Below are 12,252 nucleotides of genomic sequence, written 5' to 3' on the forward strand. Positions count from 1 at the left end.
CTATGATTGAAATATTGTAAAGGTTTTATTGAATAGAACAGTTAAAGAATGCTTCACTCAAGTACTACATATTTAAACGTAGGTTTTACATCTATTTTGTTTTAGTAGTTTCAGGTGTATGTCGAGTAACAACAACTTGATTTGAGGTATTGGCACCAGAACTTCTGCTTGTTGGGTGGATAAGTGGAGTTTGGAATGGCTTATATGTACGGTTTAGTTCCTTCATTTCTATTTCTTCAACTTCAACAAGGGGTTTTTCTTTTGGGGTATAGCGATTATGCGTTGCAGGTCGTTCAGTGAGATTTTCATATGTTTCTTTCAACCAAGTTCCGATATCATACATAAATCCATACGCTTTTTCTTTAAATTCTCTCAATGATCTACTGAAACTTGCTAGTGTGTTATTAAAGTAAATTGTCATATAGTCTCTTGTGGTGTATTGATAACTTTCTCCATCTAGTCTGCTACTTTGTGCGTTAGAACTATTGTTGCTTTTAAAATAACCAAATATGTTGTACATTTTGAGCCGCCATTAATTACTAACATACACATATTATATATTGATAAATTAAGGACTTAGAAAGCGCTCTGTATAATAATTTAAAATGGAGCTGGAGCTTTGTAGTACAATGTTTTCAAACGTTTAATATAATATTGACTTTACAACGATAGTCACTTTAAATTAGTAACTATTGTTGCAGTTAAAGTATCAATGCCTTTTTTCTTTTATTTTTTTGCAATTCTTAGCATTTTATCTGCTGTATGCGTAATTAGTGTAAGAAATCCTGTGCATGCAGTATTATTTTTAATTTTCACCTTCGTTAACTCTGCAGTGCTTTTCATTCTCCTTGGAGCTGAATTCATCGCTATGATGGTACTGATAGTATACATCGGTGCAGTTGCAGTGTTGTTCCTCTTTGTAGTTATGATGCTCGATATTGACTACATAAGATTGCGCCAGGGTTTTGCGAAGCATTTCACTCTTGGTGCTATATTGTGTGGTGTGTTTTTTTTGATTATCAGTTTTGTAATCCGCAGCTCAACGCTGAATATAAGTAATGTTATAAACTATAATGCCAATAACGTGAAAGCTATCGGTAATTTGCTCTACACTGACTACATGTACGCTTTTCATCTTTCTGGAATTTTGCTACTTGTTGCAATTGTCGGTGCAATTGCTCTTACTTTGCAGGACAAGAAAAAAGGAGTTAAAAAACAGAATGTATTAAAGCAATTGACGCAATCTTCATCTGTAAAATTGGTTAAGGCTAAATTTGGAAAAGGAGTGGAATGGAAATAGGATTAAATCATTTTTTGATAGTTACTGCTATTTTGTTCACTGTTGGGGTGTGCGGTATTTTCATCAACCGTAAGAGCATAATCAATATATTGTTATCAATAGAAATATTATTGTTGGCGATTAACATCAATCTAGTTGCTTTTTCTGCCTTTATGAATGATATAGTTGGGCAAATTTTTGTGATGTTTGTGTTGACTGTTGCGGCAGCAGAGTCAGGAGTTGGGCTTGCAATATTGGTTGTATATTATAGAAGCCGTGGCAATATAGATGTTGAACAAGCAAATTTAATGAAAGAATGAAAGTATGATGGATATACTGAAATTAATAGTATTTTTGCCACTTTTTGGTTCGCTATTTGCAGCACTTTTTAGAAAAAGTCAGTTAGTTACAACGGCAGGGATTGGAATATCTGCAGTTTTATCTTGGTATGTTTTTCTCACCTTCTCTGAAAATTATCACTTGAGTTTATTTCCTTTGTTTTCATTGAGCATCTTAAAAGTAAATTGGGCAATTAGTGTGGATGCTCTCTCATCCTTAATGCTTATTGTTATTACCACCGTTTCACTGGTAGTACATCTCTACTCTATCGGTTATATGGAGCATGATAAGGGGAAGTCGAGGTTTTTTTCTTACCTATCGCTATTTACGTTTTGCATGATTGTGCTGGTTGTAAGCGATAATTTCGTGCAGCTTTTTTTTGGCTGGGAAGGGGTTGGCCTATGTTCTTATTTACTCATAGGATTTTGGTTCCAAAAATATTCTGCAAATAATGCAGCAATTAAAGCATTTGTTGTGAATAGGGTAGGAGACTTTGCACTATTGATTGGAATCTTTCTTATTTATTATACATTTCACTCTTTGAATTTTACTGAAGTTTTTGACACAACTGATCTTCTTGGCACGCAGAACATTAGGGCATTCTGCTGTGAATTCAAAGTAACTCATATAATATGCATATTACTTTTTATTGGCTGTATGGGTAAATCTGCACAGCTTGGTTTACATGTTTGGTTGCCAGATGCAATGGAAGGGCCAACTCCTGTTTCTGCACTTATTCACGCAGCAACGATGGTAACAGCAGGTATATTTTTAGTAGCAAAGTGTTCTCCATTGTTTGAGTTATCAAATGTGGCACGAGAATTAATAGTTATCGTTGGAGCACTCACTGCTTTTTTTGCAGCCACCGTTGCAATTACTCAGAACGATATAAAGAAAATAATTGCTTATTCAACCTGCAGTCAACTTGGTTATATGTTCATGGCATGTGGGCTTTCTGCTTACAATGTTGCTATTTTTCATTTAATGACACACGCTTTTTTTAAAGCTCTACTATTTCTTGGTGCTGGCAATGTGATTCATGCAATGCATCATGAGCAAAACATTCAGAAAATGGGAAATTGCTGGAAGAAAATCCCTTGCACTTACGCTCTCATGTGGATTGGATCTCTTGCGCTTTCTGGGATATTCCCATTTGCAGGTTTTTATTCAAAGGATTTGATAATTGAACATGCTTATAGCACGGATAGCTTTGCTTTTGTAATAAGCTTAGTTGTTGCATTCTTCACAGCGTTTTACTCTTGGAGGTTATTGCTTCTTGTGTTCCACAGCCAAAAACAAAGTAAAATTAATATACATGAGGCACCAAAGATTATGCTTATACCATTACTGATACTCGCTTTTGGATCAGTATTTTCTGGAATATGGGGAGCAAATATTTTGAACATAACTAGTAATGCGTTTTGGAAATCAAGTTTAGTGATGATTGATGAGCATGGAGTTCATAATTTCTTTATAAAACTACTGCCAACCTTAGCAAGCCTAAGTGGAATAGCACTTGCGTACCTAATTTACCAATATCAAGTAATTAGGCAAATTAAGAGTAAATTTTTACTTAAGTTTTTGCAGAATAAATGGTACTTTGATGAGGTGTATGAGTTTGTTATAATTGCACCGATAAGGTTTATATCTAGGCTTCTATGGAAGTTTGATGTTAAGGCTATTGATTCATTTGGACCAAATGGTGTTGTAAGGTTGGTTAATGAATGTTCAAAAAGTTCTATAAAGTTACAAACTGGTTATATATTTGATTATGCATTTATTATGTTTGTTACTCTAATAATCGGTGCTTTATATATTATTGGAATTAAATAGAAGGTGTTGTTACTTAGTATATTCTTGCTTCCACTGATAGGAGCGTTGATTTTATCCTTAATCAGGATTAATCATCAATCTATACACTTAAGATTCCTTGCTCTATTTTTTGCTGTACTTCCATTTTTGCTTAGCATTGTAGCTTGTATAGAATTTGATTATAACAATGCGGACTTTCAGTTTGTCAGCTACCCAATTAGAAATGTTGGAATAGGGATAGATGGTATATCGTTGCTTTTCCTTCTGCTTACAACTTTCTTGTTTGTAATTTGTATACTCTACAACTGCAAAATGAGTTATACGACCCTAAAAGCCTATATGGCATTGTTTCTACTGCTTGAGAGTTTTGTAGTCGGTTTTTTCGTTTCACTGAATGCTATAAGCTTTTATGTGTTTTTTGAAGCTGTTTTAATACCAATGTTCTTTATTATTGGCATCTGGGGAGGAAAACACAGGGTATATGCAACGTTTAAGTTGTTTCTTTATACATTAACTGGCTCATTATTATTTCTACTTGGATTGGTTTACATCTATAACATTTTTGGAACGTTTAATATACAAAAATTAGCTACATTAGTGCCAAGCCTTGATCTTGAAGTGCAGTCATTGCTGTGGATTGCATTTTTTATTTCTTTTGCAATAAAAGTACCGATGTTTCCATTTCACACTTGGCTTCCTGATGCGCATGTACAATCACCAACTTCTGGATCTGTGATTTTAGCTGGCTTGCTTATTAAAATGGGAGGATATGGATTTTTAAGGTTTTCTATTCCAATGCTTCCTCAGGCAAGTTTATATTTTTCAAATTTCGTTGTTGTGCTGAGCATTATTGCGGTGATATATGCTTCGCTAGTTGCGTTTGCTCAAGATGATATAAAGAAGTTAATAGCTTATTCTTCAATAGCACATATGGGGATCGTTACTGCTGGCCTCTTTTCATTTTGTGAGGAAGGAGTACTGGGTAGCATATTTCAAATGATTAGTCATGGCCTTATTTCTGCTGCTTTATTTTTGTGTGTTGGAATGCTATATACTCGAACTGGAACTTTGGAGATTGCAAAATATTTTGGCATAGTAAACACAATGCCAAAATTTGGTTTTATGTTCATTTTATTTTCAATGGCTTCAATAGGGCTACCTGGAACATCTGGATTCATAGGTGAGTTTTTGGCTATGGTTGGAATGTTTAAGAGCATAGGGTTTTTTACAGGATTTATCGCACTTGGCACTATTTTAAGCGCAGTTTATATGCTGAATTTATGTAAGCAAATAATATGGGGGGTTAGCTATTCTAAATTATTAAATAACCGCTTGGATAGCATAGAATTTTCTGTCTTAATTCTGCTTGCAGTGTTTGTTATTTTGCTTGGATTCTACCCAACCCTTGCACTGAATTATTTGAAGCCATGTATGGCAAATTTGTTAGTCAAATATAATGCGCTATGAATTATATACAGATATTGCCGGAAACGTTCTCTATTATCTCCTCGTTAGTGTTGCTGCTGCTTGGGATTATATTTAACCGCAGAACTATCAACTTATTAGCACTTGGCTGCACAGTGGTAACTTTGATTATTTTAATTCTTTCGGCAGAAAACAATGAAATTTTTCTCTTTAATTCGTTGTTAAAACTCAATTTATACATCAGGTCAGCCCAAGGGTTAATTCTCAGCACAGGAATTTTAATACTTTTGATGCTGAATTTATCAAAATATGACTATAAGTATGAATTTTCAATGCTGATTCTTTTTGCGCTATTTGGCATGATAACTTTGGTTTCAGCAAATAGTCTGATTTCTTTTTATTTAGCTTTTGAGTTGATGAGTATATCTTTGTATGTTCTTGCGAGCTTTAATAAAGATTCGATTTATTCATGTGAAGCAGGAGTGAAATATTTTACACTCAGTGCATTATCTTCCTGCATTATGCTATATGGAATGTCGCTGCTTTATGGATATACAGGACAAGTCAATTTCTCTGAGCTCGGTTCATTCTTGCAAAACCATCAGATAACTTATGGAATAGTTTTTGGGTTAGTCTTTGTCCTAATTGGTTTGTGTTTCAAGCTTGCTATTGCTCCTTTTCATATGTGGGCTCCAGATGTCTATCAAGGTGCACCTACCATAGTAACTGCGTTTTTTTCTACGGCCCCAAAAGCTGCACTTGTAACATTTTTAATTCGATTGATGAATGAAGAGTTAGTAAATGTAAAAAGTTATGTTCAGCCTATTTTCTTATACGTTTCAGCATTGTCTGTGCTTATCTCAGCTTTTGGGGCCTTACGTCAGCAAAACTTAAAAAGGCTGCTTGCTTACAGTTCAATTGGTCACATTGGTTTTATATTTGCTTCACTTTCTATTTTTACACAAGCAGGAACAGATAGTGCCTTAATGTATCTGGTGATATATATCATCACAAGCATAGGGCTATTCTCATATCTCGTACAAATTGACGATGACGATTGTGATATTGCAAATTTACCTGGTATAGGGAAGAAACGCCCAATTGTAGCATTTCATCTTTCTGTGCTGTTACTCTCAATGTCGGGAATACCTCCACTTGCTGGGTTTTTCGCTAAATTTTTTATATTCAAAAGTTTAATAAATTCTGGCTTTATCAGCCTGTCCTTGATCCTTGTAATAGCGAGTGTGATATCATGCTACTATTATTTAAATATCATGAAAGTTATGTATTTTGATAAAGCTAGTGGTAATAAGGTTGCTTATTCTAAGGGTCTATTCATTATCACTTCAGTGGCTTCACTGATCAACCTCGTTCTTTTCTTGTATGTAGAAGATCTTTACTCACTCATTGAACTAAAGGGCTGACAAGGTGATCCCTGAGGGCTTTCATATTCATCATTACAAAGAAGTTTCAAGCACTAATAAAGAAGCGTTGGATTTAATTGATAAAGGAATATCAAATGAAACCGTTATTATTGCCGATAAACAAACAGAAGGCAGGGGGCGCACCGGAAAAAGTTGGGTTTCTCCAGAGGGTAATTTTTATGCGAGTTTGGTGATAAACCTCTTTAACGATTATCTGAATGAAAGCCAGCTTTCGGTGTCATTCCAGCGCGTGACGCTGGAATCTAGAAAAAAAGAAGAATGGATCCCAGTGTCAAGCACTGGGATGACATCAGAGGGCATTGGGATGACAGAGAAGGGTTTGGTGAATAAAATTGCGGATGTTAGCAAATTAACAGAATTGACTTTTGTTACTGCTCTTGCTGTTGGAAATACTATACTGTCATTTATAAATGGTCTAAATCTCCAGTATAAGTGGCCAAATGATGCCCTTATTGATGGCAAGAAAATAAGTGGAATATTGCTTGAAAAAAGATCCAATTCGAATTGGCTCATTATAGGAATTGGAATTAATGTCAGTCATGCACCACTTCCAGGAACAACGTGCATTAGCAATTACGGTGAGTCTGTGTCTAACATAGATCTGTTAAAGGAATTAATAATAAATTTTAATAAGCTAAGAAAGCAATGGCTATTTGATGGGTTTTATGCTATAAGAGAAATGTGGTTAAAAAAAGCATTCAAAATGAATGAGCAAATCAGTGTAAAGTTAGCTGACAAATTGTATGAAGGAATTTTTGCTGATATAGATAAAAGTGGTAAATTGGTGTTGCAGCAAAAGGATGGAAGCTTAATTTATTTTGATGCAGGTGAGTTATTTATTGGCAGTGCATTATGAATACATATGTAATTTTTGCTTACCTTATTAGTTTCACGCTGATTGTTGGAGAGCTAATTTTTACCATTTCTTGCTATACTAAAAGTAAAAAAATTCTAGAAAGCCTGAAAGATAATAATGAAGAAGAAACATAAGCGATTACTTATAACTTCAGGAATTTTCTGCTTTTTAAGCTGCATAGTCTTTTTTATTTTAACAACGCTCAAAGAAAATATCTCATTTTTCTATACAGTAAGTGAGGCAATAGTTTTACCAAATAGTCAAAAGCCAATCCGTGTTGGTGGAATGGTTGTTGAAGATAGTGTGATACGGAGCGAAAGTGAAGTAGTTTTTCAAATGACAGATTTTAACAAAAGCGTTGTGGTAAAATACCAGGGAATACTTCCACCGATGTTTTCAGAAAAAAGTGGTGTTGTTGTGCAAGGTAAAATGTCTGATAATAATACCTTTCTTGCAGATACGGTGTTTGCAAAACATGATGAGAACTATATGCCGAAAGTTTTAAAATAGATTCCTTAATCTGGCTATATTGAAATAGTATGTAGAGAGAGTAACAGCCTGCTAGCAAGCTGTTACTTTCTTAACTACCACAATATATCAGGATGGGTTGGTGCTGTCCATTCATCTTGATCTATGTCTATGTCCTCACCACCAGATTTTTCTGATTTTAGTTGTTTTATCTCTTCTTGCAAATCATTAAGCTTTTTTATTAAATCTTTATTATTGTTACCAACCTCTTCAATTAGGTTGCCAAGTTTACCTTTCTCTGTTTCTAGATTAACGTTTAATGCGCCAAGAGACTCTTTATTAGAGTGCAGCACATCGTCCAAATTAGGAACAAACCCATCATTTAGGTCTTTGACTAATTTATCGAAAATCTTGTGAACATAACTAACTTGTGCATTATTTTCTTTCTGTTTCTCAAAAGATGAAGGTCTATGTTTAACTTCTATTTTGTCCATTATTTTGAAATTGCTTACATTCTTCTGTTCACTGTAATCACTCATATTAACTCCTATAAAAAATTAAAATTTCAAAGTTAGCTAAACTACATATAGGTAATCTTCCAAAATTTCCTAAATTCCATACTCACTCTGAATATACTCTCCCATCATCGTCAATTCAGTATCAATACCTTGAAAATATGGGGCTTGCCATCCCTCTTCATCTATATTTATGTCCTCATCACCTGTTCCTTTAAGCTTGTCGAGTATCTCAATCATTTTCTCGTTCTGTTTACTCTGCTTTTCAAGTTCCCCTTTTAATGCATCAATAATAGCTTTAGACTGATCCTTACTGCCGAGATCACCAATCACAGCTGTCACTTTCTCATAAGGCAGTTTGTGAATGATGTCTTTAAGCTCTTCTGCACCTACGTTATCCAAAAGTTCTTTAAACTGCTCATTAGACATATTGCGAGCAAAAGCTTGAAGTTTGTCTGGGTTGTCAACTAAAGACTTAATGATAATCTGAATCTTATTAGAATCAGTTAAATCCTGAGCAATTGCTTCGAGTTTCTCAGGATCAAGCTTATTAACTAAGTCTTTCAGTTGTTCTTCTTGCAGACTATTTACTAAAGCTTTCAACTGCTCACCTTCTAATTCTTTAGAAAGTATTGTCAAGTGGTGCTCAGCCAAGTCTTTTGCAAGCACTGTAAATTGCTCGTCATTTAAAGTTTTAATAAGTGCTTTGAACTGATCCACTTTTAAGTGAGGTAAAATTTCTTTTACTTGCTCTGGATTTAAGTCTCTAACTAGAGCTTCAAGCTGAGCATCATTTAAAATAGGAACAATTATTTGTAATTTTTCTGGATTTAGTTCCTGAGCAAGAGTTTGTAATTGGTGGTTGGTTAGATGATCTACTAAAGCTTGGAGTTGGTTATCTGTTAAGTTCTTTGCTAAGGTCTGTAGTTGGCTTGAGCTCAGTTCAGGAATTATTTTTTGCAGTTGCTCGTTACTAAGAGTATTGGTAAGAGTTTTTAGTTGGTCGTCTGTTAGGCCCTGAATAAAAACTTTGGTAAACGTGCTTGATAGCAACAGTAGCACATCTCTTATATGTCTCTCACCGTAGTATAACATAATGTCTTGTAATACCTCATTGTCAGGTGAATCGATTATATTTCCTGCCTCGTCTGAAAAATAATATTTATTGTTGCCAGTATCTGAATCTTCCCATGTTACATATTTGTATTCCAATTTTTTTGATTTAATAGAACTGCTACACATAGTTTTGAAAGGCTGCACAAGTTCTCTTGTATATGATAACTTAGCCAACTCATTACCGTAATATACAAATGTATGGTTACTTTTTACATAATCTAAGTTAGAATCACTTTTATAATCTTTGGCTACCAGATTTCCTTCATTTTCTTCCTCCAGACATATGTAACTGTCTAGGCAAGAACTGCTGCAAAGTTTTATAGGCAATAAGCCTAGTACTACATCGTTTTTATCATCCAGCGATACAAGCTCAACTTTTTTAATAGGCATTGTAGGATCATTACCTTCAGGCCACTTTATCCTTGTAGTCGGGGTTTTTCTAAACACCTCTTTTCCAGGTATCATCTTAAAAACATGCTTTTTTCCACTCATAGGCGTTACCAATAAATTAATTGTTAGTATTCTAACATTTATTGATTAATTTATTGTTAAGTTAGTATATATTACAATTGTAATAACCAACATTACTTGTGTAGAGAAAAGTTACGAAAAGAAATAGAGATTTTCAGGGAAATAGTATAAAATCCTCATAGATTAAAATAAGCTGCTTTGACAGGTTTTGTGGCGGCTAGAGCTGTATAGACTGGTGGAGGCAAGCGGGATCGAACCGCTGACCTTCTGCGTGCAAAACAGATGCTCTACCAGCTGAGCTATACCCCCAGGTAATTCTTGCTTAAAGCATAAATCACTCAGGCTGAAATGCAAGAAATATTTATCTATTAGGCTATTGCTAAATAGTGTACAAATTCTGCAGGGTGTACACACTTCTCTATTTTTTTGTCTCCTTAGCGTTATACGTCACACCATCCAAATAAATCTGTGAACTGAAAATTAACAAGAAGTTTTCCTTTAAAAATTTTTTAACTAAATTATCACTAACGCAGTATATTATATAATTTATTTAACCACACATGAAAATTTTAGTTTGATTAAAACGGATAAAAACTGTATTGATGTTTAGTATAGCTGAAAAATGAAATGATCCCGTAGCTCAGCCGGTAGAGCAACTGACTTTTAATCAGTGGGTCACGCGTTCGAATCGCGTCGGGATCACTCACAAATTTTGAAAAACATGCTAAAAGAACAAGACAAAATATTCACCAACCTAAATGGTAAAGAAACTCCACTACTTGAGGGTGCAAAAAAACGTGGTGGTTGGCAAAAAACAAAGGAATTACTGGATTTAGGATCAGAAAAAATCATTGATGAAGTAAAGAAATCTGGCTTGAGAGGTCGAGGGGGTGCAGGATTTTCCACCGGCCTTAAGTGGAGCTTTATGCCCAAAAATCTCCCAAAAGCATATTTAGTAGTCAATGCAGATGAGTCAGAACCTGGTACATGTAAAGATAGAGATATATTGCGATATGAGCCACATAAGTTACTTGAGGGAATTCTCCTGGCCAGCAGAGCGATCAGCGCATCAGTTGCGTATATTTATATCAGGGGTGAATTTTATAATGAATATTTAGTTCTGAAAAAAGCACTTGAGGAAGCCTATAAAGAAAACTTAATTGGAAAAAATGCCTGCAAATCAGGTTATGATCTTGATGTGTTTATCCATAGGGGCGCAGGAGCTTACATATGTGGGGAAGAAACAGCTCAACTCGAATCAATTGAAGGAAAAAAGGGCTTTCCTCGCATGAAGCCTCCATTTCCCGCAGGTGTTGGACTTTTTGGCTGCCCAACCACAATAAACAACGTTGAAACTATAGCCATGGTTCCAGATATTCTGAATCGCGGAGGAGAATGGTTTGCATCTCTTGGTAAACCAAATAATACTGGTACCAAGGTCTTTTGTATTTCAGGGCACGTAAACAACCCGTGTAATGTTGAAGAAGAGCTCGGAATTCCATTACGTGAATTGATTGAAAAATACGCAGGTGGAGTGCGAGGGGGTTGGGATAATTTACTTGCTGTAATACCTGGTGGGTCTTCAGTGCCATTAATTCCAAAATCTATATGCGATACTATTGAAATGGATTTTGATTCATTAAGAACTGCACAATCAGGGCTTGGTACTGCTGCTGTAATAGTGATGAATAAATCAACTGATATAATAGCTGCAATAGAGAGGTTATCACACTTTTATATGCATGAGTCCTGTGGACAATGCACACCATGCCGTGAAGGTACTGGATGGATGTGGAGGATTATGAAGAGGATGGTGGCAGGAGATATTAAGCCTGATGAAATAGATAAGCTGCTTGACCTTACAACTCAAATAGAAGGACATACAATTTGCGCACTTGGCGATGCTGCAGCTTGGCCGATTCAAGGATTAATAAGACATTTTCGCCATGTTATCAAAGAGAGAGCGATAATTTAACTTTACTTATACTTCTTAAGCCGTTTTGCTACTTAGCAACCAGAGCTAAAAAATATTGATTCCCTTCTCTTTTAGGTGCCAATTCTACCTTTGCGATATCTTCAGTGTCTCGAATTAGCCGTTCTAATTTTTCCAGTCCAACTTCAGTGTTTATAAGCTCTCTCCCTCTAAATCTCATTGTGACTTTAATTTTATGTCCGTGGGCAAGTAAGTCTCTTGCTTGACGCAATTTTGTTCCGTAATCGTGATCACCAATATTGGGACCCAGTTTAATTTCTTTTATAGTTAATGTTTTTTGTTTCTTTTTTGCTTCACTTGCTTTCTTTTTTATATCATACTTTTGCTTGCTATAATCCAGAATTTTACATACTGGAGGGGTTGAATCAGGTGCAATTTCCACCAAGTCTAAACCAACACCCTGTGCAAATTCCAAAGCTCGTTCTATTGGCACGATTCCGACCATTTCACCACTATGATCAACTAAGCGTACCTCCTTAGCTGTGATAAATCCATTAATTCTGTTTTTATTGTTCTTTTTAACTTGCAAACTT

Annotated in this window: 13 protein-coding genes and 2 tRNA genes; 10 read left to right on the forward strand and 5 right to left on the reverse strand. The window is 35.2% G+C overall.

What is annotated here, in order from left to right; genetic code table 11:
- Positions 1–91: 91 nt before the first annotated feature.
- Entirely contained in the window at positions 92–520 is a 429-nt protein-coding gene (locus ACICPZ_RS01370; protein WP_010082321.1) for a hypothetical protein, read from the reverse strand.
- Between the two features lie 192 nt (positions 521–712).
- Here ACICPZ_RS01370 and ACICPZ_RS01375 point away from each other — a divergent pair, with 192 nt between their 5' ends.
- The 8 genes from ACICPZ_RS01375 to ccmE are packed head-to-tail and all read left to right on the forward strand — an operon-like array spanning position 713 to position 7,666.
- Positions 713–1,300 carry an NADH-quinone oxidoreductase subunit J gene (locus ACICPZ_RS01375; protein WP_010962952.1) on the forward strand — a complete coding sequence of 196 codons (588 nt, stop codon included), beginning with the start codon at positions 713–715 and terminating at the stop codon, positions 1,298–1,300.
- Positions 1,291–1,599 (forward strand): NADH-quinone oxidoreductase subunit NuoK, encoded by a 309-nt coding sequence (gene nuoK, locus ACICPZ_RS01380; protein ID WP_264373713.1) that lies wholly within the window; start codon positions 1,291–1,293, stop codon positions 1,597–1,599. Before ACICPZ_RS01375 ends, nuoK begins: the two co-directional genes overlap by 10 nt.
- A 4-nt stretch (positions 1,600–1,603) precedes the next feature.
- Entirely contained in the window at positions 1,604–3,451 is a 1,848-nt protein-coding gene (gene nuoL, locus ACICPZ_RS01385; RefSeq protein ID WP_022626390.1) for an NADH-quinone oxidoreductase subunit L, read from the forward strand.
- Between the two features lie 3 nt (positions 3,452–3,454).
- A complete protein-coding gene (locus ACICPZ_RS01390) occupies positions 3,455–4,897 on the forward strand; it encodes a NuoM family protein (RefSeq protein ID WP_264373714.1) in 1,443 nt (480 codons plus the stop codon).
- On the forward strand, positions 4,894–6,279 hold the full coding sequence (locus tag ACICPZ_RS01395) for an NADH-quinone oxidoreductase subunit N (protein ID WP_264373715.1): 1,386 nt from the start codon (positions 4,894–4,896) through the stop codon (positions 6,277–6,279). Before ACICPZ_RS01390 ends, ACICPZ_RS01395 begins: the two co-directional genes overlap by 4 nt.
- A gap of 4 nt (positions 6,280–6,283) precedes the next feature.
- Positions 6,284–7,156: a biotin--[acetyl-CoA-carboxylase] ligase gene (locus tag ACICPZ_RS01400; RefSeq protein ID WP_209472430.1), complete on the forward strand. Its 873-nt coding sequence runs from the start codon at positions 6,284–6,286 to the stop codon at positions 7,154–7,156.
- The gene (locus ACICPZ_RS01405) at positions 7,153–7,290 is read left to right on the forward strand and encodes a hypothetical protein (protein WP_209472432.1); all 138 of its coding nucleotides are present in this window, start codon (positions 7,153–7,155) and stop codon (positions 7,288–7,290) included. The genes ACICPZ_RS01400 and ACICPZ_RS01405 overlap by 4 nt, the downstream gene beginning before the upstream one ends.
- A complete protein-coding gene (gene ccmE / locus ACICPZ_RS01410; protein WP_174515681.1) occupies positions 7,274–7,666 on the forward strand; it encodes a cytochrome c maturation protein CcmE in 393 nt (130 codons plus the stop codon). Before ACICPZ_RS01405 ends, ccmE begins: the two co-directional genes overlap by 17 nt.
- 74 nt (positions 7,667–7,740) lie before the next feature.
- Here the strand turns inward: ccmE and ACICPZ_RS01415 are convergent, their stop codons facing one another.
- From ACICPZ_RS01415 to ACICPZ_RS01425, 3 genes are all read right to left on the reverse strand, one after another.
- Positions 7,741–8,163, reverse strand: coding sequence for a hypothetical protein (locus ACICPZ_RS01415; protein ID WP_174515680.1), 423 nt, complete (start codon positions 8,161–8,163; stop codon positions 7,741–7,743).
- Positions 8,164–8,232: 69 nt separating this feature from the next.
- Complete coding sequence (locus ACICPZ_RS01420; protein WP_264706275.1) at positions 8,233–9,747, reverse strand: magnesium transporter MgtE N-terminal domain-containing protein; 1,515 nt, start codon at positions 9,745–9,747, stop codon at positions 8,233–8,235.
- Between the two features lie 212 nt (positions 9,748–9,959).
- A tRNA-Ala gene (locus ACICPZ_RS01425) sits at positions 9,960–10,035 on the reverse strand.
- Positions 10,036–10,355: 320 nt separating this feature from the next.
- On the opposite strand from ACICPZ_RS01425, the gene ACICPZ_RS01430 reads away from it, so the two are divergent.
- Together ACICPZ_RS01430 and nuoF are read left to right on the forward strand one after the other, a co-directional pair.
- Positions 10,356–10,428 (forward strand) — tRNA-Lys (locus tag ACICPZ_RS01430).
- A 19-nt stretch (positions 10,429–10,447) separates the two neighbouring features.
- Complete coding sequence (gene nuoF / locus ACICPZ_RS01435; protein WP_264373721.1) at positions 10,448–11,701, forward strand: NADH-quinone oxidoreductase subunit NuoF; 1,254 nt, start codon at positions 10,448–10,450, stop codon at positions 11,699–11,701.
- Between the two features lie 28 nt (positions 11,702–11,729).
- Here nuoF and infC read toward each other — a convergent pair whose 3' ends face one another.
- Positions 11,730–12,248: a translation initiation factor IF-3 gene (infC, locus tag ACICPZ_RS01440; RefSeq protein ID WP_006279610.1), complete on the reverse strand. Its 519-nt coding sequence runs from the start codon at positions 12,246–12,248 to the stop codon at positions 11,730–11,732.
- Positions 12,249–12,252: the final 4 nt, after the last annotated feature.

Source organism: Wolbachia endosymbiont (group A) of Melitta haemorrhoidalis (assembly GCF_964273365.1).
GTDB lineage: Bacteria > Pseudomonadota > Alphaproteobacteria > Rickettsiales > Anaplasmataceae > Wolbachia > Wolbachia pipientis.